Below are 25,316 nucleotides of genomic sequence, written 5' to 3'. Positions count from 1 at the left end.
AGACGGGCCACGGGAGGACACGGCATGGCAGCCGAACAGAAGCAGGCCGGCGGCGAGTCGACGGTGCCGGCGGCGGTGCGCGAACAGCACGCGCTGCTCGCCGAGCAGGTCGAGGAGCACCGCTTCCGGTACTACGTGAACGACCAGCCGGTCGTCAGCGACGCCGAGTTCGACACGCTGCTGCGTTCGCTGGAGGCGCTCGAAGAGGAGTACGCGGAGCTGCGCACCCCCGACTCGCCGACCCAGAAGGTCGCCGGGGCGTACGAGACGGACTTCGCGTCCGTCGTGCACCGGGAGCGCATGCTCTCCCTCGACAACGCCTTCGACGACGAGGAACTCGCGGCCTGGGCCGAGCGGGTGGCCCGGGACGCGAACACCTCCGACTACCACTACCTGTGCGAGTTGAAGGTGGACGGCCTCGCCGTCAACCTCACCTACGAGAACGGCCGGCTCACCCGCGCCGCCACCCGCGGCGACGGCCGCACCGGTGAGGACATCACGCCCAACGTGCGCACCATCGCCGAGATCCCGGACCGGCTGAGCGGCGACCGCGTCCCGCCCCTCGTGGAGATCCGCGGCGAGGTCTACTTCCCGATGGACAAGTTCGAGGAGCTCAACGCCCGGCTCGTCGAGACCGAGGGCAAGCCCTTCGCCAACCCGCGCAACGCGGCGGCCGGTTCGCTCCGCCAGAAGGACCCGAAGATCACCGCCACCCGGCCGTTGCACATGGTCGTGCACGGCATCGGGGCGCGCGAGGGCTTCGACATCGACAACCTCTCCCAGGCCTACGAACTGCTCCGCGAGTGGGGCCTGCCGACCGCCGAGCACAACAAGGTGGTCTCCACCCTGGAGGAAGTGCGGCAGTTCATCGCCCACTTCGGCGAGAACCGGCACTCCGTGGCCCACGAGATCGACGGCGTGGTCGTCAAGCTCGACGAGATCCCGCTCCAGGGCCGGCTCGGCTCCACGGCCCGCGCGCCGCGCTGGGCCATCGCCTGGAAGTACGCCCCCGAAGAGGTCAACACCAAGCTCATCGACATCAAGGTCGGCGTCGGCCGCACCGGGCGCGTGACCCCGTACGCGCAGGTGGAGCCGGTGACGGTGGCCGGGTCGGAGGTCGAGTTCGCGACCCTGCACAACCAGGAGGTCGTCAAGGCCAAGGGCGTGTTCATCGGCGACACGGTGGTGCTGCGCAAGGCCGGCGACGTCATCCCCGAGATCCTCGGTCCGGTGGTGGACCTGCGGGACGGCAGCGAGCGGGAGTTCGTGATGCCGAGCGAGTGCCCCGAGTGCGGGACCCCGCTGCGGCCCATGAAGGAGGGGGACATCGACCTCCGCTGCCCCAACGGCCAGACCTGCCCAGCCCAGTTGCGCGAACGGCTCTTCTACCTCGGCGGCAGGCAGTGCCTGGACATCGAGAACTTCGGCGCGGTGGCCGCCGCCGCGCTCACCAACCCGCTGGAACCGGCCGAGCCGCCCGTGCGCGACGAGGGCGACCTGTTCGGCCTCACCATCGAGGACCTGCTGCCCATCAAGGCGTACGTCCTCGACCAGGACAGCGGACTGCCCAAGCGGGACCCGAAGACGGGCGAGGAGAAGATCGTCACGGTCTTCGCCAACCAGAAGGGCGAGCCGAAGAAGAACGCCCTGGCCATGCTGGAGAACATCGCCGCCGCCAAGGACCGCCCGCTGGCCCGCGTCATCAACGGCCTGTCGATCCGTCACGTCGGGCCCGTCGCCGCCGAGGCGCTGGCCCGGGAGTTCCGCTCGATCGAACGCATCGAGCAGGCCACCGAGGAGGAACTGGCCGCCACCGACGGGGTGGGCGCCATCATCGCCGCCTCCCTCAAGGAGTGGTTCGCCGTCGACTGGCACCAGGAGATCCTGCGCAAGTGGCGGGAGGCCGGCGTGCGGATGGAGGAGGAGGGCTCGGGCGAGGAGGAGGGCCCCAGACCGCTGGAGGGCCTGACCGTCGTCGTCACCGGCACCCTGGCGAACCACACCCGGGACGGGGCCAAGGAGGCACTGCAGAGCCGGGGAGCCAAGGTCACCGGCTCCGTGTCGAAGAAGACCTCGTTCGTCGTGGTCGGCGAGAACCCCGGCTCCAAGTACGACAACGCCGTGAAGTTGAAGCTCGCCATCCTCGACGACGCGGGGTTCGAGGTGCTGCTGGAACGGGGACCGGACGCCGCGCGCGAGGTGGCACTCCCGGTGGGCGGGGCCACGGAAACGGAGTAACGGACGAAGGGAAGTCCTTCCGGGGGACCGGTGAGGGCGAACGGATGCGTGGCGTGCGACCGTCCGGGCGGGCGCACGCCGGGCGTGGCCGCCGGTGCCAAACGGCCGGTACGGGGCTGGTGGCAGGGCGGTGACCTGTCGGATCATCGGATGGAGGACCGGAAGAGCCTGGTCCAAACTCACCCGTTCGGCGGATACCGTACTGATGAGGATGGCCGGGTCGCATTCGGGCAACCACCGCCGACCGCTGCCCCTGGGGGCCTTTGGCGTCCTACTGTTGTGGGGTGCGCCTGTCGTGCACGGCCCGCCACGTGCTGCCGGCCGTGACGGCACGACATCGGGGCCATCGCGTGACATCGGCATCGCCGGCTGTGAGAGGGACGGGCATGAAACCCACCGAAAGCGCCGACCCGGCACCTGACTTCGGCGGGGAACCCCAGCCCGCGCGGACGGGACGGTTCGGCCTCCTGGGTGCCAGGACGCCGGACACCCGCCGGTTCGACACCGGGGCGGGCGGCAAGGGGCAGGACGGCGGCCGGCAGGACGTCCGCACGACCCTGCCGCTCGTCGTCGTGGGCCTGTCCGTCGTGGTCCTCGCCGCCGGCATCGGCTTCGCCCTGAGCGACCGTCAGGCGCTGTTCCCCGGCGGCACGGTGGGCTGGGCGCTCGCCCTGCTCACCGGAATCATCGTCGGCCACCTCGTCGCGCTGGGCCGGGACCGCTGGTGGGGCGGCACCGGCTCGGGCGCCGCGCTCACCCTCGGTGTCCTCGTCCTCTACGGCTGGGTGCCCGCAGGACTCGTCTCCCTGGCCGTCGTCTCCCTCGTCGGGGCCGCGCGCCGGCACCGCTGGCGGCAGGGCCTGCTCCACGGATCCGTCGACATCCTCGGCATCGGCGCGGGCGCCCTCGTCCTGGGGGCCTTCGGCGACCGTCCGACGGTCGAGACCCCCTGGCGGCCCACCACCTGGGGACCCGAGGCCATCCCGGAGATCATCCTGGTCGCCCTCACCTACCTGGCGGTCACCCGCCTCCTGTTGTGGGCCTCCCTCTCCCCGCGCGGGGGCGGACTGCCCACCGTCGCCCGCACCGCCCTGCTCCGGCAGGCGCTCGTCGCCGCCGCCCTGCTCGGGATCGCTCCGCTGATCTGCGTCGTCGCCGTCTCGCAGCCGGTGCTGCTGCCGCTGTTCGCCGTACCGCTCATCGCCCTGGACTCCACGCTGTGGATCGCCCGCGCCCGAGCCGAGGAACAACTGCGCGACCCGCTGACCGGACTGCCCAACCGGCAGTGGCTGCTGGAGCGCGCCTGGTCGGCGCTGGACGAGGCCGAACGACTCGGCACCAGGGCGGCCCTCGTACTGATCGACCTCGACCGGTTCCGGGCCGTCAACGACACCCTCGGCCACCTCGCCGGTGACCGGTTGCTCCTCCAGATCGCAGACCGGCTGCGCCAGGCCCTGCCCCAGGACGCCGAGGTCGCCCGACTCGGTGGGGACGAGTTCGCGGTACTGCTGCCCGTCGCGGACTCCACCACCAGCGCCCAGCGGGTCGCCCGGCACCTGGTCGCCGAGCTCGGCTCCCCCCTCGACCTGGACGGGCTCACGCTCGTCCTGGAGGCCAGCGCCGGGCTCGCCGTCTTCCCCGACCACGCGCTGGACGCCGAAGGACTGCTGCGCCGCGCCGACGTCGCCATGTACCAGGCCAAGCGGGACCGCACCGGCGTCGAGGTCTACGAGTCCAAGCGCGACAGCAACACGCCCGACCGGCTCGGCCTCCTCGGCGACCTGCGGCGCGCCCTCGACGCCGGCGAGGTGGAACTGCACTACCAGCCGAAGGTCCGCTTCGACGGGCAGGTCGCCGGGCTGGAGGCGCTCGTGCGCTGGGTGCACCCGGAGCGCGGGCGGGTCTCGCCCGACGAGTTCATCGCCATCGCGGAGACCTCCGGGCTGATGCCCCACCTGACCGAGTACGTCCTGGAGACCGCCCTCGCCCAGGTGGCGCGGTGGCGGGCACAGGGCCTGAAGGTGCCGGTGGCCGTCAACGTCTCGCCGCGCGACGTCCACACGCCCGGCTTCGCGGGCGCGGTGGCCGCCCGGCTCGCCCGGCACGGGGTCCCGGCGAGCGGTCTCCAACTGGAGATAACGGAACACGTCCTGCTGGAGGACCCCCAGCGGGCCGCGGACACCATGGCCGGGCTGACCGGACACGGGGTGAAGATGTCGCTGGACGACTTCGGCACCGGATACTCGTCGCTCGTGCACCTGAGGCGGCTGCCGGTCAGCGAGCTGAAGATCGACCGGTCGTTCGTGGCCCGGCTCGCCGTCGACGCGCAGGACGCGGAGATCGTCCGGTGCACGGTCGACCTGGCCCACTCGCTGGGGCTGCTCGTCGTCGCCGAGGGCGTGGAGGACGACGAGACCTGGGAACGGCTGCGCGACCTCGGCTGCGACGCCGTCCAGGGGTGGCTGGTCGCCGCCGCCATGCCGCCGCAGGAGGCCACCGCCTGGCTGCTGGCCCGCGGCGAGCGCGGCTGGCGACGCCCGGCGGACATCACCGCCGAACTCGCCGCCGCCGCGGCGGCGGAGACCCAGGCCTCCTGAGACCACCCGGGCGGGCCCCCGGAAGGGGAGCCCGGGTGACCGGCGGGCAAACCGTTTAGTGGGTCAGGGGGCGGGCCCCATAGGATTGGGCCTGAAAACCCACACGCTCACCACCCCCAGAGGATCGCCGCATGCCTGGCATCACGCGCGAGGAGGTCGCCCACCTCGCTCGGCTGGCACGTCTGGAGCTCAAAAGCGAAGAGCTCGACCACTTCGCCGGACAGCTCGACGACATCATCGGCGCGGTCGCCCGCGTTTCCGAGGTCGCCGACCAAGACGTCCCGCCGACCTCCCACCCGCTGCCGCTGACGAACGTCATGCGCGCGGACGAGGTCCGTCCGTCGCTCACCCCCGAGCAGGCGCTTTCCGGCGCTCCCGCCCAGGAGCAGCAGCGTTTCAAGGTGCCGCAGATCCTGGGGGAGGACTAACAACCATGACTGAGATCATCAAGCTCACGGCCGCCGAGACCGCCGAGAAGATCGCCTCCGGCGAACTCACGGCCGTCGAGGTCACCGAAGCCCACCTGGCCCGCATCGAGGCCGTCGACGAGAAGGTGCACGCCTTCCTGCACGTCGACCGCGACGGGGCCCTGGCCCAGGCGCGCGCCGTCGACGCGAAGCGCGCCGCGGGCGAGAAGCTCGGCCCGCTGGCCGGCGTACCGCTCGCCCTCAAGGACATCTTTACCACCGTCGGGGTCCCGACCACCGTCGGTTCGAAGATCCTCGAAGGGTGGATCCCGCCGTACGACGCCACCCTGACGCGCAAGCTGAAGGAAGCCGACGTCGTCATCCTCGGCAAGACCAACATGGACGAGTTCGCCATGGGGTCCTCCACCGAGAACAGCGCCTACGGCCCCACCGGCAACCCGTGGGACCTCACCCGCATCCCCGGCGGCTCCGGCGGCGGCTCGTCCGCGGCCCTCGCCTCGTACCAGGCACCCCTGGCCATCGGCACGGACACCGGCGGTTCCATCCGCCAGCCCGCCGCCGTCACCGCCACCGTCGGCGTGAAGCCCACGTACGGCTCGGTGTCCCGCTACGGCATGGTCGCGTTCTCGTCCTCCCTGGACCAGGGCGGGCCCTGCGCCCGCACGGTCCTGGACGCCGCGCTCCTGCACGAGGTCATCGCCGGCCACGACCCGATGGACTCGACCTCCATCGACGCCCCGGTCCCGCCGGTCGTCGAGGCGGCCCGCAACGGCTCCGTCGCCGGCCTGCGCGTCGGCGTGGTGAAGCAGTTCGCCGGCGAGGGCTACCAGGCCGGCGTCGTCCAGCGCTTCAACGAGTCGGTGGAACTCCTCAAGGAGCTCGGCGCCGAGATCGTCGAACTGGACTGCCCGTCCTTCGACCTGGCCATGGCCGCGTACTACCTGATCGCCCCGTCCGAGGCCTCCTCGAACCTGGCGCGCTTCGACGGCCTGCGCTACGGCCTGCGCGTCGGCGACGACGGCACCCTCTCCGCCGAGGACGTCACCGCCCTGACCCGCGAGGCCGGCTTCGGCGACGAGGTCAAGCGCCGCATCATCCTCGGCACGTACGCGCTCAGCTCCGGCTACTACGACGCGTACTACGGCTCCGCGCAGAAGGTCCGCACGCTCATCACGAAGGACTTCGAGAAGTCCTTCGAGCAGGTCGACGTGATCGTCTCCCCGACGACCCCGACCACCGCCTTCCCGATCGGCGAGCGCACCGACGACCCCCTCGCCATGTACCTCGCGGACCTGTGCACCATCCCGACCAACCTGGCCGGCAACTCCGCCATGTCGCTGCCCTGCGGCCTGGCACCGGAGGACGGTCTCCCGGTCGGACTGCAAATCATCGCCCCCGCGATGAAGGACGACCGGCTGTACAAGGTCGGTGCCGCCGTCGAGGCGGCCTTCGTCGCGCGCTGGGGTCACCCGCTGCTTGAGGAGGCACCGTCGCTGTGAGCACCAGTGCACTGTCCAAGGCCAAGGGCTTCAAGAAGTCCAAGACCGGCACCTACCTGTCGATCGGCACCACCGCCTTCGGCGCCCTCGGCGTGATCAAGCAGGTCAAGAAGGCCCGCACCGAGAACGACGTGCTGAAGTTGATCGACGCCGCCGTGTCCGCCGCCGCCATCGTGACCGGCCTCGCGATCCTGTACCGCGAGCTGAAGCGCCTCGGCGACGACGACGTCCTGCTGGGCTGAGAGGGAACATCCACCGTGAGCTTCACTGAACTGCTGTCGTACGAGGACGCCCTCGCGTCGTACGACCCCGTCATGGGCCTGGAGGTCCATGTCGAGCTCGGCACCAGGACCAAGATGTTCTGCGGCTGCTCGACCGAGCTGGGTGGCCGGCCCAACTCGCAGACCTGCCCGGTCTGCCTCGGTCTGCCGGGCGCGCTGCCGGTCGTCAACGCGATCGGCATCGAGTCCGCGATCAAGATCGGCCTCGCGCTGAACTGTGACATCGCCGAGTGGTGCCGCTTCGCCCGGAAGAACTACTTCTATCCGGACATGCCGAAGAACTTCCAGACCTCCCAGTACGACGAGCCGATCGCCTTCAACGGCTTCCTGGACGTCCAGCTGGAGGACGGCGAGATCTTCCGCGTGGAGATCGAGCGCGCCCACATGGAGGAGGACACCGGCAAGTCGCTGCACGTCGGCGGCGCCACCGGGCGCATCCACGGCGCGTCCCACTCCCTGCTGGACTACAACCGCGCCGGCATCCCGCTCATCGAGATCGTCACCAAGCCGATCGAGGGCGCCGGCGAGCGGGCCCCCGAGGTCGCCAAGGCGTACGTCGCGGAGCTGCGCGAGGTCATCAAGGCGCTCGACGTGTCCGAGGCCCGGATGGACAAGGGCCAGATGCGCTGCGACGTGAACCTGTCGCTGCGCCCGAACGGCACCGAGAAGTTCGGCACCCGCTCGGAGACGAAGAACGTCAACTCGCTCCGCTCCGTGGAGCGCGCGGCGCGCTACGAGATCCAGCGCCACGCGGCCGTGCTGTCCTCCGGCGGCACGATCGTGCAGGAGACCCGGCACTTCCACGAGGAGGACGGCTCCACCACGGCCGGCCGCATCAAGGACAACGCCGAGGACTACCGGTACTTCCCGGAGCCCGACCTGGTGCCCGTCGCCCCGGCCCGCGCCTGGGTCGAGGAACTGCGCACCGGCCTGCCCGAGATGCCGCGCGTACGGCGCAACCGCCTCCGCGAGGACTGGGGCGTCAGCGAGCACGACATGCAGTCGATCCTCAACGCGGGCGCGGTGGACTCCATCGTCGCCACCATCGAGCAGGGCGCCGACTCGGCGGCCGCGCGCAAATGGTGGATGGGCGAGCTGGCCCGCAACGCCAACGAGCAGGGCGTCGTCGTCGACGAACTGCCGATCACCCCGGCCCAGGTGGCCCGGGTCGCGGCGCTGGTCGCCGCGGGCGACCTGAACGACAAGCTGGCCCGCCAGGTCATCGAGGGCGTGCTCGCCGGCGAGGGCACCCCGGACGAGGTCGTCGACAAGCGCGGCCTGAAGGTCGTCTCGGACGAGGGCGCGCTGGGCGCGGCCGTGGACGAGGCCATCGCGGGCAACGCGGCCATCGCCGACAAGATCCGCGGCGGCAAGGTCGCCGCCGTAGGCGCCCTGGTCGGCGCGGTCATGAAGACCACCCGCGGTCAGGCCGACGCGGCGCGCGTCAAGGAGCTCATCCTGGAGCGCTTGGGCGTCTCCGAGGGCTAGAACCCGAACGGAAGCGGCCCGCACCGGTGTTCACCGGTGCGGGCCGTTTCTCGTATCACGGTCTCCGCGCATAAGGTTAGGCTGTCCTAACCAGAAGGTCGATCGTGCGGGCCTGTGCCGAGGGGCCAGGGCAGTTCAGGGAAAGGGGTGGCCACACATGGCCGTTGGCAAGGGCTGGGAGGGCGTCGTCCTCAAGCTCATGGGGGCGAAGGACTTCACCTTCACCGTCACCGGGACGCAGGACGTCACGGCGAACTACCGCCGCGTGCACCTGTCGGACGGCGGACTCCTCGCGGCGGCCGGGAAATCGGTTCATCCGACGATGTGGGTCCGCCTGTGGTTCCAGAAGGAGGGCAGGCCGCACCAGCGTGCCTACACGCTCGTCGACCCCGACCCCGCGCGGGGCACCTTCACCCTCGAGTTCGCCCTCCACGACGGGGTGGCCAGCGCCTGGGCGCGGGCCGCCGAACCCGGCGACACCATCGAGGCCAGCATCCAGGGCACCGGATTCACCGCCCCCGCGCCCGAGCCCGAACGCCTCCTGGTGATCGGCGACCCTGCCTCCCTCCCGGCCATCAACTCCCTCCTCGACGCCTACCCGCGGACCCCGGCCACGATCTGGTTCGAGACCCAGCACGCCTGCGACGCCGAACTCCCGGTCCGCCTGGACCCCGACCGGCACGACATCCGCCGGGTCGAGCGCGGCGCGAGCGCCGGGGCGAACCTGGTGGAGCGGGTCAAGGCGCAGCTCCCCGAGTTGGTGGCCGACCCCGCCTCGGCGTACGTGTGGCTGGCCTGCGACGCCGGCACCACCCGCGCGCTGACGGCGTACCTCCGCAAGGACCTGGCCCTGCCCAGGCAGCGGGTCAACGGCCTGGGTTACTGGCGCGTCGCCTGACCCGCGGCGGCCGGATGCCGTGTCGACCCGACGGCAGCCGGACGCCGCGTCGCTCACGCGCCGACGGTGCCGTCCACGGCCTCGCGGAGGAGGTCGGCGTGCCCGTTGTGGCGGGCGTACTCGTGGATCATGTGCAGCATCACCAGGCGCAACGAGACCTCCTTCTCCCACTTCGGGACGTACACCGTCACCTCCAGGGACGCGGCGGCCGCCTCCACCTCCCGGGAGTGCTCGATCTCGGCGTGCCAGGCGGCGAAGGCCTCGGCGCCGCTCGCGTCCGTGGCGTCGTAGGCCGCCTGGAAGTCGTGACGGTCGGACCACAGGTGCGGGACCTCGGCCCCGCCGATCGTGCGGCGGAACCACTGGCGCTCGACCTCGGCCATGTGTCGGACCAGGCCCATCAGGCACAGGGTGGACGGTGGGGACGCGCGGCGGCGCAGTTGCCCGTCGTCCAGACCCTCGCACTTCATCGCGAGGGTGGCGCGGTGGAAGTCGAGGTAGGCGCGGAGCGTTTCGCGCTCGTTCCCGGTGAGGGGCGGTGAGGTGCGTTCCATCCACCCGATCCTGCCCGTCCGACCCGTCGGCCGGAAGGGCTCGGCGGACTCCCGTTTCAGCCCTCCCACAGGTACGGCACCGTCGCTCCCAGCACCTTGAACCCCAGCCGTTCCAGGATCGGCCGACTGTCCTCCGTCGCGTCCACCTGGAGGTACTCGATGCCTCGGGCCGCCGCCAGACGGGCGCGGTGGGCGACCAGGAGGCGGTAGATGCCGCGCCCGCGCCACTCGGGATCGGTGCCGCCGCCCCAGAGGCCCGCGAACGAGACCCCCCGGGGCATCTCCATCCGGGCCGCGCAGACCGGGATGTCGCCCGCCATCGCGACGACGGCCTCGAGGGTGTCCGGGGCGTCCCGCAACATGCCGAGCACCGACTCCCGGATCCGGGGGCTCTCGGTACCGAACGCCCGTCGGTGGGCCTCCATCATCAGGTCCACCCCCGCCCCGTCGGTCACCGCCCGAAGGGTGATGCCCTCGGGCGGCCGGAGCGGCAGCGCCGCGAGGTCGGCCGTGCGCGCCACGAGCAGCGTCTCGGCCGGCTCCGGCACGAACCCGGCCGCGCGCAGCCGTTCCCCGAGGTCCGCCGGGCGGTCGTGGTCGTACAGCTTCCACTCGAACTCCGTCGACTCGCCGACCTCCGCCCGCCCCGCGTAGTGGGCGATCTGTGCGGCGATCTCCGCGTCCGCCGTCTCCTCGTCGAGGTCCGACCAGAGCACGCCGTTCCAGCCGGGCCCGGACACGGTCTGCCGGACGACCGCGCCCACCCGCTCCACGCGGGCCGACGTCGAGTCGGGCTGGGCGCCCCGGCGCATCTCGAAGTCGTACCGGGCCCGTACCTTCACCAATTCCCCGCGATCCATGGTCATCGGGCCAGCTCACCAGCCGGGTCCGCGCGCCACAACTGCATTAACCTCGCTCCGTGAACGACGACTCCGCGATCTACACCGGCAAGGCCACTCCCGACGCCGCCGCGGACCGGGGCTGGCTCCTCGGCCACTTCAAAGCGCCCGGCGACCCCCGCCACAGCGAGGACGTGGAGATCAAATGGGGCGTCCATCCCCAGGGGGACGAGCGGGCGCGGTGGGTCACCGGCGAGGAGCGCACCGCGCTCCAGGTGCTGATCAGCGGGCGCTTCCGGCTGGAGTTCCCCGGCCGCACCGTGGTCCTCGCCGAACAGGGCGACTACGTGGTCTGGGGGCGCGGCGTCGACCACTCCTGGCACGCCGAGGAGGACACGGTGGTGCTCACCGTCCGCTGGCCGTCCGTTCCCGGCTACCGAGCCGAGGAGCGACCCGACGGGAGCCGACCCTGAACCTCCGGCGGCGCCGGGCATTCCGCACGTTCCTGTGACGATGCACACGAAAAGGGCCAACGATCACCGATCGCTGAGATCGTTGCGAGTGCAGTGACCAGAGGTGCAGTGGCCAGAGGTGCAGTGGCCAGAGGTGCGGGCCACTCGGTCGGGCCTGGGAGACCCCCGGACACCGGCCCCCGGTCCCTTGGCCTGCACGCGTTCACGAGTTCTTTGCGACGGGCCCACCCCCGGTGAAGATCCGAACCACCAGGGAGCACGTCCGTTGGCAGCAATCGCGCGCTGGTGCATGCGACACCGACTGGTCACCGTCCTGATCTGGCTGCTCGCCCTCGGCGGCGCCGCCGCGGGCGCGGGAAGCGCCGGACCGGCCTTCTCCAACGACTACGAGGTCCCCGGGACCGAGTCCGCCAAGGCCCACACCCTGCTGCGCGAAGGCTTCCACGGCCAAGGCGGCGACACGAACACCGTCGTGTGGCGGGCCCCGGACCACCAGAGCGCCCGCACCCCCGCCGTCGAACAGCGCATGACCCGGGCGCTGGACGCGATCGCCGCGCTCCCCGGCGTCGGATCGGTCGCCGGCCCCTACGGAGCCGCCCCCGAACAGGCCGCCCGGATCAGCGCGGACGGCCGCACCGCCTACGCCGTCGTCACCTTCGACCGGCCCGCCGACGCCGTGCCCAAGGACCAGGCCAGAGCCGTCGTCGCGACCGCCAAGAACCCCACCACCGAGTCCGACGGCCTCCGCGTCGAGCTGGGAGGCCGGGCGATCGGCCTGACCGAGGCGCCCGGCGCCCACCTCGCCGAGGCCATCGGCGTGGCCATCGCCGCCGTGGTCCTCTTCCTCGCCTTCGGCTCGCTCGCCGCGAGCCTGCTGCCCATCGCGACCGCCCTGGTCAGCGTGGGCACCGCCTACTTCGGCATCACCCTGCTCGGACACGCCATGCCGGTCGCGGACTTCGCCCCGATGCTCGGCACCCTCGTGGGCCTCGGCGTCGGCATCGACTACGCGCTGTTCATCGTCACCCGGCACCGCAAGGCCCTCAGCCGCGGCCTCTCCGTCGGGCAGGCGGCCGAGGACGCCGTCGCCACCACCGGACGGGCCGTCGTCTTCGCCGGCGCGACCGTCTGCATCGCCCTGCTCGGCATGCTGGTGCTGAGACTGAACTTCCTCGACGGCGTCGCGATCGCGGCCTCCCTGACCGTGATCCTCACCGTCGCCGCCTCCGTGACCCTGCTCCCCGCCCTCCTCTCGTACATCGGCACGCGCGCCCTCTCGCGCCTCGAACGCCGCACGCTCGCGCGGGAAGGACCGCGGACCGAGTCCCCGACCGGCTTCGCCGTCCGCTGGTCGGCCTTCGTCGAACGCCGCCCCCAGCTCCTCGGCGCGGTCGCCACCACCGTCATGGTGGTCCTGGCACTGCCGACGTCCGCCCTCCACCTCGGCACCTCCGACCAGGGCAACAACCCGGCCACCGCCACCACCCGCAAGGCCTACGACCTGCTGGCCGACGGCTTCGGACCCGGAACGAACGGACCGCTCTCGGTCGTCGCCCGCCTCGACGGCGCCGGGGGCCGGATCGTCGTCGACCGCCTGACCGAAGCCCTGCGCACCACCGAGGGCGTGGCCTCCGCCGGCCCGGCGGTCTTCAACGGCGGCGGGGACACCGCCGTCCTGACCGTCGTACCGGACTCCTCCCCGCAGTCCCGGGCCACGAGCGACCTGGTCGACACGATCCGCCGGGAGATCGTCCCGCGCGTCGCGAACGACGGCTCGGCCGAGCTCCACGTGGGTGGCGTGACCGCCGGCTACGACGACTTCGCCGAGGTCATCGTCGGGAAGCTGCCGCTCTTCATCGGCGTGGTCATCACCCTCGGCTGCGTTCTCCTCCTGCTGGCCTTCCGCTCCATAGGCATCCCGGTCAAGGCCGCCGTCATGAACGTCGCGGCCGTCGCCTCCTCCTTCGGCGTCGTCGTCGCGATCTTCCAATGGGGCTGGGGCAGCGAGGTCATGGGCCTGGGCAGCTCCGGCCCGATCGAGCCCTTCCTGCCCGTCATCATGGTCTCGGTGCTCTTCGGGCTGTCCATGGACTACCAGGTCTTCCTCGTCAGCCGGATGTACGAGGAGTGGCTGGAGACGGGGGACAACCAACGGGCCGTGCGCGTCGGCCTCGCCGAGACGAGCCGCGTGATCAACTCCGCCGCCGTCATCATGATCTCGGTGTTCCTGGCCTTCGTGCTCAGCGGCGACCGCATCATCGCGATGTTCGGCATCGGCCTCGCCGTCGCCGTCGCACTCGACGCCTTCGTCCTGCGCACGCTGCTGGTCCCCGCCCTCATGCACATGCTCGGGGGAGCCAACTGGTGGCTGCCCGCCTGGCTCGACCGCCGCCTCCCGCGCCTCAGCATCGAACCCACGCCGTCCCACACCCACACCCACATCCGCGCGACGCTCCCGGCGGAGCGCCCCGACGCGTTCACCGACCCCGACGTCACCGACGCGGACGCGGACACCGCCCCGGACGAGGGCGCATACGACGACGCCGGCGGCGGCAGGAGCGGGGACAAGGGCGAAACCGACCGCGAGGACGAGGCCGCGCGGGGCCGCCGTCTCCCGGTGACCGGGCGGCCCGCCATCCGGGACCGGTAGCGAGACCGCGCGCTGCGGACCGCCTCGGCCGAAGCCGCCCACCGCCCGCGCGGCGCCGCCCGGGGGGCCGTTCCGGACCGGTGGCCCACCTGCGGCGATGGCCCCCCGGGCGGTCGCCCGGCCTTCTCAGGAACCTCTCAGAAACGCCGCCTACGGTGCCCCGCATGGACACCAAGAAGACCTCCGGCCCGACAGCCCCCGAAGCGGACCCCACCGAAGACAAGGCGACAGTGACCACCCCGGCCGAGGGGCCGGCCGGGACCACGGGGTCCGACGCGGTCGAACCGGCCGACAAGACCGGCGCGGAGCCGCTCGACGGACCCCCCGGAGCCGAGGCGTCCGACGACGAACTCGACGAGGACTTCGCCCCCGAGGACGAGGAAGCCGGACAGATCGGCGGCGTCGCCGCCGCGGCCTCGGCGATCGTCGCCGCGGGGTTGAGCGTCGTCGCCCTCAGCGGAAGCTGGGTCTCCCGCGTCGTCGCCGAGCGACAGAACCTCGTGAACCAGCTCGACCTGAGCCAGACCGCCGACAACAACGCGAAGATCGCGGCCCTGTACAGCGCTCCCTGGCACGCGACCGCCCTCGTCAACGGCGTCCTGTCCGCCATCGCGCTCCTCCTCGCCCTCTTCGTCCTGGCCCGCCCCGCCTTCGGGGTCCCCGGCCGCACCCTGCCCACGTGGATCCGCTCCGTCGCCTGGGCCGCGATCGCGCTCGGTGCCCTCGGCGTACTGCTGTTCACCCTCATGTACTTCGACCTCCTCCTCCCCGCGCCGACGAGCGCCGCCTGAGGTCTGCCGCTCCCGCCCCCGCCCCCGCCCATTCGGCCCGCGTAGGCACCGCCTTAGGGCGGTCCGGGGGGCGGACAAGCGGGACTAAGGCTTCCGGTGCGCGGAGATGCGGCAAGCGCCCCATGCGGCCGCACCCTCTGGGAAGCGAATCTTGGATCACACCGAACGAGGTGCCCGAGAAGAGCAACCAGGGAGTACGAGATGTTCGAGTACGAGATGGCCAACGCCCGCCGCGCCGACCTCCTCCGCGAGGCCGACGCGTACCGGCTGGCCCGGGCGGCCAAGAAGGCGCGCCGCCGCTCACGCGGCCAGGAACCCGAAGGGTCGGTGAACGCGATCCGGAGCCGCTTCACCCGCGCCGCGTAAGCCGCGTCGCGAGCGGCGGGGACCGAAGCGTGATGAGGAGCGCGGCGATACTCGGTGACGCCGGGCAGCCGCCCTGTGCGATGCTCGGCGGCGTGGAGACCAGATCCGTGAGCCCGGTGTTCGTCGGCCGAGCCGACGAACTGGCCATACTCGTCGATTCCCTGACACGTGCCGGGAGTCAGGAGCCGCAGGCCCTGGTCATCGGGGGCGAGGCCGGCGTCGGCAAGACCCGCCTCACGGAGGAATTCCTGAGCGAGGCCGCCCGCCGCGGCGCGGTGGTGGCCGTCGGTGGCTGTGTGGAGATCGGGGCGGAGGGGCTTCCCTTCGCCCCGTTCTCGACGGCGCTGCGCAGCCTGCTCCGTCGCCTCCCCGAGGAACTGGCCGCCGCGGCCGCCGGCCAGGAGGACGAACTCGCCCGGATCCTCCCCGAACTCGGCGACACCCCCCGGGGCCCGCACGACGAGGAGAGCACCGCGCGCCTCTTCGAACTGACGGCCCGCATGCTCGAACGGCTCGCCGCCGAGCGCACCATCGTGCTCGTCCTGGAAGACCTGCACTGGGCGGACACCTCCACCAGGCACCTCCTCGCGTACCTCTTCCGCACCCTCGGCAACGGTCGTCTCGTCGTCGTCGCCACCTATCGCGCCGACGACATCCACCGACGCCACCCGCTGCGCCCGCTCCTCGCCGAACTGGACCGGCTCCGCACCGTCCAGCGCATCGAACTGCCCCGCTTCAACCGGGCGGAAGTACGCCGACAGCTCGCCGGCATCCTCGCCTCGCGGCCCGACGAGGCCTTCGTGGACTCGGTGTTCGACCGCTCCGACGGCAACGCCTTCTTCGTCGAGGAACTCGTCGCCTCCCGGGAGAACGGCTGCCGCACCGGGCTCACCGAATCCCTGCGCGATCTGCTGCTCGTCCGCGTCGAGGTCCTCCCGGAGTCGGCGCAGCGCGTGGTCCGGATCGTCGCCGAGGGCGGTTCCACCGTCGAGTACCCGCTGCTGCGCGCCGTCACGGGGCTCGGCGAGGACGAGCTGATCGAGGCACTGCGGGCCGCGGTGGGCGCCAACATCCTCCTCCCCACCTCCGACGGGGACGGCTACCGCTTCCGCCACTCCCTGGTCCGCGAGGCCGTCAGTGACGACCTGTTGCCCGGCGAGCGCGCCCGCGTCAACCGGCGGTTCGCCGAGGCCATGGAGGCCGACGAGACGCTGGTCCGCGCCGGCGAGCGGGTCATCAGGCTGGCCAGCTACTGGTATTACGCCAACGACGCGGTCAAGGCGCTGCCCGCCGTCCTCGCCGCCTCCGTGACCGCCCGCCGCCGGCACGCCTACTCCGAGCAGCTGAGCCTGCTGGAGCGGGCCATCGACCTCTGGGAGAGCGTCCCGGCCGAGACGCGCGAAGGGCTCCGCCCGGCGGACTACACCGACGTGTACCCGCCCTGCGGATGCGATCCGGAGAACACCGGGCTGCAGCGGCTCGACCTGCTGGCCGAGGCCAGCGTCGCGGCCCGCTACGGCGGTGAGCGCGAACGCGCCCTCAAGCTGACCAAGACCGCGCTGCGCATGCTGGAGGAGGAAGACGACCCGCTGCGGGCCGCCTGGTTCTGGACCGAACGCTCCCGGCTGATCGCCGGCCTCGCCCGCGGCGACGGCTGGGCCGAGATAGCCAGGGCGCAGGAACTCGTCCGGGGGCTGCCCCCGTCGCAGGTGCACGCCGAGGTCCTGGTCCGGGCCGCGGGCTGGGGCATGCTCCACAATCCCGGCCCCGACAACCTCGCCGCCGCCGAACGCGCCGTGGAGTACGCGCGGATGGTCGGCGCGGAGGACATCGAGCTGAACGCGCGGATCACGGTCGCCTCCCTGTGCGTCGACTCCGGCGACAGCGAGACGGGCCTCGCCGAGTTGCACGCGGTCAAGGACCGTGCCGCGGAACTCGGGCTGACCGCATTGGCCGGTCGTGCTCATATCAACCTCACCTCTCAGTTGGAATCTCTGGGCCGTTCCGCGGAAGCTGTGGAAGTGGCCAAGCGCGGCACTGAACTCGTCGGAAAATCGAGGCTGTTGGACTCGGAGGCATGGGTCCGGGGCAACATGGCGGAAAGCCTGTACAGCCTCGGCCGCTGGGACGAGGCCGCCGAGGAGGCCCGGGAGACCCTCCGCGTCGGACAGAGCGCCGCCCCGCGCGCCTCCGCCGCGGCCCGCCTCTCCTACCTGGCCCTGGCCCGCGGCGAACTCTCCGAGGCCGCCGCTCAACTCGCCACGGCTCACGGGTACTTCGGCACCCACGTCGCCCAGCCCCAACACCGACTGCCGCTCTACCGGCTGGAGATCGGCGTGGCCGCGGGCGAGGGCCGGATCGCCGAGGCCCGCAACCACGTCACCGCGGCCATCGCCCACGGGTTCGCCCTCGGGCAACACCGTTACGCCTGGCCGCTGTTGCTGGCCGGCGCCACCGCGGAGGCCGACGCCCGGGGGCTCCCCACCGCCGAGTCCGGCAGGGAAGCCGCCCTGAAGGCGTTGCGCGACGCCGCCCGCACCCTGGCCACCCCGGCGTCGGTGTGGGCCGCGCACGCCGAGTACGTCCGGGCCGAGCTGCTCCGAGCCGAAGGCGAGGACACCGCCGCGGACTGGACCGCCGTCGTGGCCATGATCCGTCCCCTGGCCCGCCCGTACCTGCTCGCCCGGGCCGTCCACCGACTCGGCGAGGCGCTGCTCGTGGCCGGCTGCGACCGGGAGACGGCCTGCGACCTGCTCCGTGAGGCCCACGCCACCGCCGAGCGCCTCGGCTCCCGCCGGCTGTGCGAGGACCTGGCCCTGCTGGCGCGGCGTGCCCGGGTCCCACTCGCCGCCGCCGACCCGCACGGGACGCCGCCGACACCCGAGGTGGATCCGGTCGAGGCCCTGGGGCTGACCAGCCGCGAGCGGGACGTGCTGCGCCTGGTCGCGGCGGGCAGTACCAACCGTCGGATCGCGGAGGAGCTCTTCATCTCCCCGAAGACGGCCAGCGTGCACGTCTCGAACATCCTGGCCAAGCTGGGCGTGGCCGGCCGCGGCGAGGCCGCCGCCCTCGCCCACCGGCTCAGGCTGTTCGGCCCCGCTGCGGGGCTCGGGACCGAGGCTGGGCCGGAGGTCGCTCGGCAGGGCGTATGAGCACCGTGCCGGATTCGAGATCTATCGGGCCCCGTCCCGGGTCGCCGTCATTGACGTCGGTCCGGGACAGCTCCAGCCGCTTCTTCTCTTCGCTCGTGTGCTTGCGTCCCGGGGCGAAGAGCTCCTCGATCATGTTGAACACGGTGTCCACCACGCCTTTCGCCCCCGACCGGGGCCTCGTCGGTCATCGCACCGTCAGTGTCAGGATCCTGTCGTCGCCGGCTTCCGGCGACCCGCGGCGGTCCGTCTCGCTCGTGACCAGCAACAACGTGTCCCCACCCAGGGGCACCACGGTCCGCAGCCTGCCGTAGCGGCCCTGGAGGAAGGCCTCCGGCTCGGCCACCGGGGTCGCGCCGGCGAGCGGGATCCGCCACAACCGCTCGCCCTTCAGCCCCGCCATCCAGATCGAGCCCTGCGCCCAGGCGATGCCGCTCGGCGACGCGTCGTCCGTCTTCCACACGGCCACCGGGTCGCGGAAGCCGGGTCTGCCGGCCTTCCCCTCGGCCTCCGGCCAGCCGTAGTTCCCGCCGGGCTCGATCAGATTCAGCTCGTCCCACGTGTTCTGGCCGAACTCGGCGGCCCAGAGCCGTTTGTCCTTGTCCCAGGCGAGGCCCTGCACGTTGCGGTGGCCGTACGAATAGACGACCGAGTCCGCCTCCGGGTTGCCGTGCACCGGTTCCCCGTCCGGGGTCATCCGCAGGATCTTGCCGCCGAGGGACTTCTTGTCCTGCGCGAGCCCGGTGTCCCCGGTCTCCCCGGTTCCGACGTACAGCATCTTGTCCGGGCCGAACGCGATCCGACCGCCGTTGTGGACGAGGCCCTTCGGAATGCCTCGGAACACCGTGTCGGGCGCCCCCAACTGCTGCCCGGCGGACCGCTGGTCGTCATAGCGCAACCGGGCGATCCTGTTGTCCGACTCGGTCGTGAAGTAGACGTAGACCAGCTGGTCCGAGGCGAAGGCGGGAGAGAGGGCGAGACCCAGCAACCCGCCCTCGCCGCCCGGGGCCACCCCGGGCACCTCGCCGATCGGCGTCACCGCGCCCGTGCCGGCCCGCACGCGGCTGATGGTCCCCTTGTCCCGCGAGGCCACCAGCAGGTCCCCGCCCGGCAGCGCCGCCACGCCCCACGGGGACTCCAGCCCCTTGGCGACCTCGCCGGTCACCGTCACCGCGCCCTTGGTGGGCGGACCGGTCGGGGAGGACGAGCCGGAAGGACCCGGCGAACCCCCTCCCGGTGACGCCGCACCCGGTGGGGAACCGCCCTGCCCGGCGGCCTCCCCGCCCGGCGGCGAGCAGCCCGCCGCCAGCAGCGCACCACACCCGGCCAGGGCCAGCGCCGCCAAGACCGACCGGGGCCGGCCGCGCGAGACGTCGTACGCGACCAGGGGCGCCGGGCGCCCGTCCCACCGGTCGTCCCGCCGCCCGTCCCGCCGGACGCCGTCGCGCCGCGGCGAACCGATCGCCGTCCGCGCCCCCGCGTGCCCCTCGCTCCGCCCGCCGTCCTGCCCGTACCGCGGTTCGTATCGCATCGCGCTGTCCCTTTCCGGTGCTCCGATCCTGCCTTCCCACCGACTCAACCCCGGCGACACCGCCCGAAGTTCCACCACTCGTACACTCGATCGAGTGGATGTGCCGGTGGCGCCGACCGCGAGCGGCGCCACCGCCGCCTCCGCCCGGGGTCAGTCAGTCCCAGGCTCCCACCGCCGCCGGCAGCTCCGCCATCTCGGTCAGGTCCCCGGCCGTGAGCCTGACCTCCGCCGCGCGCGCGTTCTCCGCCACCCAGTGCGCCCGATCGGCCCCCGGAACCGGCACCACCTGCGGTCCCTGCGCCAACACCCACGCCAGCGCCACCTGCGCCGCGGTGACCTCCGGCCCGTGCCGGCGGGCCACCCGGCGCAGCGCCGCCACCAGCACCTGGTTCGAGGCCATCGCGTGCGCCGTGAACCTCGGATGTCGGGCCCGCACGTCCGCCGACTCGAACCCGGCACCCGGCCGCAGCGTCCCGGTCAGGAACCCGCTGCCCAGCGGCATCGCCGCCAGCACCCCCACCCCGCGCGCCGCGCACCACGGCAACAGCTGCCACGCCGCCTCCGGCGACCACACCGACAGTTCGGCCTGCACCGCGCTCACCGGGAACACCTGCTGGGCCCGCTCCAACAGCCCCACCGTCGACCGGTACGCCCGGTCACCGCGCCGCCCCGCGTCCGGCCCGGCGCCCGCGCCCAGCGCGCAGAAGCCGAGCGCCCGCACCTTCCCCGCGGCCACCAGCTCCGCCATGGCGCCCCAGGTCTCCTCCACCGGAACGTCCGGGTCCACCCGGTGCAGCTGGTACAGGTCTATGACGTCGGTCCGCAGCCGCCGCAGCGAGGCGTCACAGGCCCGCCGCACGTATCCGGGGCGACCGTCCGCCACCACGTGCTGCTCGCCGGCCCGCAGGCCGACCTTGGCCGACACGAAGGCCTCGGCCCGCCGTTCGCGCAGCACCCGGCCCAGGACCAGCTCGTTGGTGAAGGGCCCGTACACATCGGCGGTGTCCAACAGGTTCGCGCCGAGGTCGAGCGCCGTGTGCAGGGTCCGCATCGACTCCTCGCCCCGGCGGTGAGAGGGCGCGTACGCCCAGCTCATCGGCATGCAGCCGAGCCCGATGGCGCCCACCCGCAGCGGCCCCGACCCGATCGACCTGCGCTCCACCTGTGCGTCCCCCTCCCGGTCCGGCCCTCAAACTAACGGCTTGATCGCGATCCCTTGGCATAGCCTCGTGATCATGACTGCAACGACCCCGGACGTCTGGCTCCCCTTCGTCGCCGAAGAGATCGCAGGCCTTCCCGACTCCTTCCGGTACCGCCGGTGGGACGGCGAGGACGCGTTCCCCGCCGACCCGGCGGACTGCGTCTTCTACGTCACCCCGTACATGAAGTCCCCGGCGGTCACGCTGCGACCGCTGCCGGCGATGCCCGACCTCCAGGTCGTGCAGACCCTCACCGCGGGCATCGACCACGTGCTCGGAGGGCTCGACGGACTGCGACCCGGCGTGCGCCTGTGCAACGCCCGCGGCGTCCACGAGGCCAGTACCGCCGAACTCACCCTCACCCTGATCCTCGCCTCGCTCCGGGGCATCCCCGGCATGGTCCGCGGTCAGGACCGCGAGGAGTGGCGCTCCGGGTTCTACCCGGCCCTCGCCGACAAGACGGTCCTGATCGTCGGCCACGGATCGGTCGGCGCGGCCATCGAGGACCGGTTGATCCCCTTCGAGTGCGCGCGCGTCACACGGGTCGCGCGCTCCGCGCGCACCACCGCGCACGGGCCGGTGCACGCCCTCGCCGACCTGCCCCGACTCCTTCCGGACGCCGACGTGGTGATCCTCTCCACCCCGCTGACCGAGACCACCCGCGGCCTGGTCGACGCCGATTTCCTCAGCCGGATGAAGGACGGCGCCCTGCTCGTGAACGTGGCGCGCGGCCCGGTCGTCGACACCCCGGCCCTGCTCGTGGAACTGGAGTCCGGCCGGTTGCGGGCGGCGCTCGACGTGACCGAGCCGGAACCGCTGCCCGAGGGCCACCCGCTCTGGCACGCCCCCAACGTCCTGATCACGCCCCATGTGGGCGGCAGCAGTTCGGCGTTCGAGCCCCGGGCGAAGCGCCTCCTGGCCCGTCAACTCTCCCGGTTCGCCGCCGGGGAGCCCCTGGAGAACACGGTGCTGACCACCGGGTGACCTACCGCGAGTACGCTCCGCAATCACCCGAGTGCGCGTGGTGTCGACAGCTCCCCACGTGGTGACGGAGAGTAGAGGAGCTATGTCGCTGAGTGACGAAAGTGGTGTATCGTCCCGAAGAAGGGGCTGCGCCACGAACGTCTGGCGCTGGGGAGTGATCGGACACTTTGGGGGGCGACGGGCGATGCACGGCCAATGGACGAAGGATCCGACGCGGCAGAGCCGCCGGAGGCGACGATGGGGTGCGCCGAAGCTGGCAGGCGAGGGGAACCGGTGAGTCCCCCGGGGGCGGCGCTCCTGACCCGGCCCCCGACGGCCGGCGGCGGCAAGGGCCTGGCGGCGCAGCTCCTCCTCGCGGTGGTCAGCGGTGGTTACGCCGTGGGAGCCGCCCTCGGATGGGGATCGGACGAAGTCGCCAAGATCATGGGCGACTTCGGGCTCAGCACGGCGGGACTGCTCGCCGCGGTCTCCTGCTTCCACTACGCGCGCACCATCGACCGGCGCGAACGTCCCGCCTGGCTGATGTTCGCGTTCTCCTCCCTGATGGGAGCCCTCGGGAACGCCGTCTGGGGCTGGTACGAGGTCATTCTCGGCCAGGAGGTCCCGGAGCCCTCCCTCGCCGACTTCGCCTTCCTCTGCTTCGCGCCGCCCGCCATTGTGGGCCTGCTGGTCCTCGCCAAGCGCCCCGTCACCCGGGCCGGCTGGGTCTGCCTCGGCCTCGACTCCTGGCTCATCGGCGGATCGCTGCTGACGCTCTCGTGGAGCCTGGCCCTCGCCAACGCCGCCCGCACCGTCCAGTCGGGTGCCCCCGGCAGCGTCCCGCGTGCCGCGCTGTCCCTCGCGTACCCGCTGCTCGACATCGCGCTCGTGTCGATGGTGCTGGTCCTGCACTTCCGCCGCTCGGCGAACAACCGCTCCGCGGTGAACACGGCCATCGCGGCCCTCGCCCTGACCGTCCTGAGCGACGCCCTCTTCACCTCCCCCCTGCTGAACACCACCTACCGCTCCGGCGAGATCCTCGACGCCGGCTGGTTCGCGGGCTCGCTGCTGCTCGCGTACGCCCCCTGGGGGGCCCGCCGGGCCGAGTCCGCCGAGCAGGCCCTGCGGCCCCCGCGCGCGGAGCGCCCGCACAGCCGTCCCATCTCGGGCTCGCTGCCCGCGCTGACGCCGTACCTCGCGGCCGCCGTCTGCACCCTCGGCATCCTGTACAACGTCGTGGACGGTCGGAAGGTCGACCGGATGGTCGTCTTCACCGGGTGCACGGTCGTCCTCGCCCTCGTCATCCGGCAGGGCATCATGCTCGTCGACAACATCGCGCTGACACAGGAACTGGCCCAGAAGGAGAACCACTTCCGTTCCCTGGTCCAGGGCTCCAGCGACGTCATCATGATCGCCGCGCCCACCGGAACCCTGCGCTACGTCAGCCCCGCCGCCGCCGGGGTCTACGGCCGCGAGGCGGAGCAGCTGGTCGGCACCGAGCTCGCCACCCTGATCCATCCCGAAGACCTCGGCCGCGTGGTCCACGAGGTACGGCGATTCCTGGCGGCGTCACCCTCGGAGGAGCCCACCACCCGCATCGAGTGCCGGTTCGAGTCGGGCGACGGCGACTGGCTCAATGTCGAGTCCACCGTCAACCGGCACCAGGGCGGGCTCATCCTCAACAGCCGCGACGTCACCGAGCGCGTCCGGCTCCAGGCCCAGCTCCAGCACAGCGCCGAGCACGACCCGCTCACCGACCTGCCCAACCGGGCCCTGTTCACCCGCAGGGTCCGCCAGGCGCTTTCCGGCCGCCGGGCCGGTGACCACAGCACCGCCGTGCTCTTCATCGACCTCGACGGTTTCAAGGCGGTCAACGACACCATCGGCCACCAGGCCGGCGACGAGCTGCTCGTCGAGGCCGCCCGCAGGCTCCAGGACTCGGTCCGGGCCGGGGACACCGCCGCCCGCCTCGGCGGAGACGAGTTCGCCGCGCTGATCCTCGGCGACGGCAGCCGCGACCGCGGCGCCCGCGAGTACCAGGTGCACGAGATCGCCGACCGGCTGCGCACCACCCTCTCCCAGCCGTACCGGATCGGGGGCAGCGAGGTCAGGGTCGCCGCGAGCATCGGCGTGGCCTTCGCGGACCCCGGCATCACCCCTTCGGACCTGATGCGCAACGCGGATCTCGCGATGTACCGGGCCAAGGCGGGCGGCAAGGACCGCGTCGAGCTGTACGCGCCGCAGATGCAGGCCGAGGTCGTGCGCAAGGCCGAGCTAGCGGGGCGGCTGCGCACCGCGCTCCACGAGGGCGAGTTCGCCCTGCTGCACCAGCCCGTGGTCTCGCTCGCGACCGGGGAGGTCACGGCCGTCGCCGCGCAGGCGCGTTGGCGCTCCGCCCAGGGGATCCTCTTCACGCCGGCCGAGTTCCTGCGGGTGGCCGAGTACAGCGAGGGCGCCGCCCACCACGCGGCCCCCAGCCCCGCGCCGGACGCCTCGCGCACCGCCGAGCTGGGGCGCTGGCTGCTGGAGGAGGCCGTGGAGCAGGCCGCCGAGCGGCAGCGGGCCGGCCACCACGTACCGGTGGCCGTCCGGATGACCGCCCAGCGGCTGCTGGACCGTTCCGTGCCGCTTGCCTCCCTGGACGCACTGCTCAGCCGGCACGGGCTGGCCTCCGGGGCGCTGGTGATCGAGTTGGCGGACAGCGACCCCAGAGTGCCCTTCGACGAGCTGGAGCGGCGCCTGACGGCCCTGCGGAGGCTGGGCGTCCTGATCGCCCTCGACGGCTTCGGCAGCGGTTACGCGGCCATCAGCGCCCTCCGCCGCCTCCCCGTGGACATGCTGAAGCTGGACCGGGGGCTGGTCGAGGGCCTGGTCGAATCGGCCCGCCTGCACAAGATCACCGCCGGTTTGTTGCGGATCGCAAACGACCTGGGGATGCAGTCCGTGGCCGACGGGGTGGACCTGCCCGAGCAGGTGTCGGCCCTGCGGGCCATGGGGTGCACCCATGGTCAGGGAATGGCCTTCTCCGGACCACTCGACGAATACAGGCTGCGACGCGCGCTCGTGCGCGGTACGTTCCCAGTACCGGGCGGTTTGGCCCAGCCGGCCTTGGCCGGAGGCTCGTCCAGTGGCTCGATGGTCATCCGTAGAGGCTCACATAATGAGACGCCCGTCCCACCCGCTTGACATCCACCTCCCGCCGGAGGGAGGGTCAGTGCCATGCGCACCCGAATTCTCGTACTTGGAAAGCGCGTCGGCTGAGGCTGGGACCTGCATGTCCCCGCTCCACACGCCCGACGCGCTCCCCTCGCTTGCCTCCCGGCACGAGGGGTTTTTTGTTGCACTGGCACACGCCTTCGGACCTTGCTCCGA

Annotated in this window: 19 protein-coding genes; 14 read left to right on the top strand and 5 right to left on the bottom strand. The window is 72.3% G+C overall.

Going from position 1 to position 25,316, the window contains the following annotated elements; all coding sequences use genetic code 11:
* Positions 1-24: 24 nt before the first annotated feature.
* The 7 genes from ligA (at position 25) to ACIRO3_RS00985 (ending at position 9,429) form a co-directional block, all read left to right on the top strand.
* Positions 25-2,238, top strand: coding sequence for an NAD-dependent DNA ligase LigA (gene ligA / locus ACIRO3_RS01015; protein ID WP_361771375.1), 2,214 nt, complete (start codon positions 25-27; stop codon positions 2,236-2,238).
* A 386-nt stretch (positions 2,239-2,624) separates the two neighbouring features.
* Complete coding sequence (locus tag ACIRO3_RS01010) at positions 2,625-4,835, top strand: putative bifunctional diguanylate cyclase/phosphodiesterase (protein WP_404131384.1); 2,211 nt, start codon at positions 2,625-2,627, stop codon at positions 4,833-4,835.
* 131 nt (positions 4,836-4,966) lie between these two features.
* The gene (gene gatC, locus ACIRO3_RS01005) at positions 4,967-5,263 is read left to right on the top strand and encodes an Asp-tRNA(Asn)/Glu-tRNA(Gln) amidotransferase subunit GatC (RefSeq protein ID WP_007266718.1); all 297 of its coding nucleotides are present in this window, start codon (positions 4,967-4,969) and stop codon (positions 5,261-5,263) included.
* A gap of 5 nt (positions 5,264-5,268) precedes the next feature.
* Positions 5,269-6,762 (top strand): Asp-tRNA(Asn)/Glu-tRNA(Gln) amidotransferase subunit GatA, encoded by a 1,494-nt coding sequence (gene gatA / locus ACIRO3_RS01000; RefSeq protein ID WP_053677645.1) that lies wholly within the window; start codon positions 5,269-5,271, stop codon positions 6,760-6,762.
* Positions 6,759-7,004, top strand: a complete 246-nt coding sequence (locus tag ACIRO3_RS00995; RefSeq protein WP_361771377.1) for a hypothetical protein — start codon at positions 6,759-6,761, stop codon at positions 7,002-7,004. The genes gatA and ACIRO3_RS00995 overlap by 4 nt, the downstream gene beginning before the upstream one ends.
* A 15-nt stretch (positions 7,005-7,019) precedes the next feature.
* Positions 7,020-8,531, top strand: coding sequence for an Asp-tRNA(Asn)/Glu-tRNA(Gln) amidotransferase subunit GatB (gene gatB, locus ACIRO3_RS00990; RefSeq protein ID WP_361771378.1), 1,512 nt, complete (start codon positions 7,020-7,022; stop codon positions 8,529-8,531).
* A 157-nt stretch (positions 8,532-8,688) separates the two neighbouring features.
* Positions 8,689-9,429: a siderophore-interacting protein gene (locus tag ACIRO3_RS00985; protein ID WP_404131381.1), complete on the top strand. Its 741-nt coding sequence runs from the start codon at positions 8,689-8,691 to the stop codon at positions 9,427-9,429.
* Positions 9,430-9,482: 53 nt separating this feature from the next.
* On the opposite strand, the gene ACIRO3_RS00980 is transcribed toward ACIRO3_RS00985, so the two are convergent.
* Together ACIRO3_RS00980 and ACIRO3_RS00975 are read right to left on the bottom strand one after the other, a co-directional pair.
* Positions 9,483-9,983, bottom strand: coding sequence for a DinB family protein (locus ACIRO3_RS00980; RefSeq protein WP_365997916.1), 501 nt, complete (start codon positions 9,981-9,983; stop codon positions 9,483-9,485).
* Positions 9,984-10,039: 56 nt separating this feature from the next.
* Entirely contained in the window at positions 10,040-10,843 is an 804-nt protein-coding gene (locus ACIRO3_RS00975) for a GNAT family N-acetyltransferase (protein ID WP_404132287.1), read from the bottom strand.
* A gap of 59 nt (positions 10,844-10,902) precedes the next feature.
* On the opposite strand from ACIRO3_RS00975, the gene ACIRO3_RS00970 reads away from it, so the two are divergent.
* The 5 genes from ACIRO3_RS00970 to ACIRO3_RS00950 all read left to right on the top strand — a co-directional run bounded on the left by ACIRO3_RS00970 (position 10,903) and on the right by ACIRO3_RS00950 (position 18,254).
* Positions 10,903-11,295: a signal peptidase I gene (locus tag ACIRO3_RS00970; protein WP_366147792.1), complete on the top strand. Its 393-nt coding sequence runs from the start codon at positions 10,903-10,905 to the stop codon at positions 11,293-11,295.
* Between the two features lie 265 nt (positions 11,296-11,560).
* Positions 11,561-13,945 carry an MMPL family transporter gene (locus tag ACIRO3_RS00965; protein ID WP_404131378.1) on the top strand — a complete coding sequence of 795 codons (2,385 nt, stop codon included), beginning with the start codon at positions 11,561-11,563 and terminating at the stop codon, positions 13,943-13,945.
* A gap of 164 nt (positions 13,946-14,109) precedes the next feature.
* A complete protein-coding gene (locus ACIRO3_RS00960) occupies positions 14,110-14,736 on the top strand; it encodes a hypothetical protein (protein ID WP_404131376.1) in 627 nt (208 codons plus the stop codon).
* 201 nt (positions 14,737-14,937) lie between these two features.
* Complete coding sequence (locus tag ACIRO3_RS00955) at positions 14,938-15,102, top strand: hypothetical protein (protein WP_361771384.1); 165 nt, start codon at positions 14,938-14,940, stop codon at positions 15,100-15,102.
* A gap of 80 nt (positions 15,103-15,182) precedes the next feature.
* Positions 15,183-18,254 carry an AAA family ATPase gene (locus ACIRO3_RS00950; RefSeq protein ID WP_404132284.1) on the top strand — a complete coding sequence of 1,024 codons (3,072 nt, stop codon included), beginning with the start codon at positions 15,183-15,185 and terminating at the stop codon, positions 18,252-18,254.
* Here ACIRO3_RS00950 and ACIRO3_RS00945 read toward each other — a convergent pair.
* The 3 genes from ACIRO3_RS00945 to ACIRO3_RS00935 all read right to left on the bottom strand — a co-directional run bounded on the left by ACIRO3_RS00945 (position 18,184) and on the right by ACIRO3_RS00935 (position 20,944).
* Entirely contained in the window at positions 18,184-18,387 is a 204-nt protein-coding gene (locus ACIRO3_RS00945) for a DUF6191 domain-containing protein (RefSeq protein ID WP_361771548.1), read from the bottom strand. The genes ACIRO3_RS00950 and ACIRO3_RS00945 overlap by 71 nt on opposite strands.
* A gap of 51 nt (positions 18,388-18,438) precedes the next feature.
* A complete protein-coding gene (locus tag ACIRO3_RS00940; protein ID WP_404131374.1) occupies positions 18,439-19,782 on the bottom strand; it encodes a PQQ-dependent sugar dehydrogenase in 1,344 nt (447 codons plus the stop codon).
* 154 nt (positions 19,783-19,936) lie between these two features.
* Positions 19,937-20,944, bottom strand: a complete 1,008-nt coding sequence (locus tag ACIRO3_RS00935) for an aldo/keto reductase (protein WP_404131372.1) — start codon at positions 20,942-20,944, stop codon at positions 19,937-19,939.
* A gap of 73 nt (positions 20,945-21,017) precedes the next feature.
* On the opposite strand from ACIRO3_RS00935, the gene ACIRO3_RS00930 reads away from it, so the two are divergent.
* Complete coding sequence (locus tag ACIRO3_RS00930) at positions 21,018-21,965, top strand: 2-hydroxyacid dehydrogenase (protein ID WP_404131370.1); 948 nt, start codon at positions 21,018-21,020, stop codon at positions 21,963-21,965.
* Positions 21,966-22,238: 273 nt separating this feature from the next.
* Positions 22,239-25,130: a putative bifunctional diguanylate cyclase/phosphodiesterase gene (locus ACIRO3_RS00925; protein ID WP_404131368.1), complete on the top strand. Its 2,892-nt coding sequence runs from the start codon at positions 22,239-22,241 to the stop codon at positions 25,128-25,130.
* The last annotated feature ends 186 nt before the right edge of the window (positions 25,131-25,316 follow it).

The sequence above is a fragment of the Streptomyces sp. NPDC102278 genome (genome assembly GCF_044766345.1).
GTDB lineage: Bacteria > Actinomycetota > Actinomycetes > Streptomycetales > Streptomycetaceae > Streptomyces.
The sequence above is the reverse complement of the archived record's forward strand: the minus strand, read 5'-3'. Positions and strand labels throughout refer to the sequence as shown.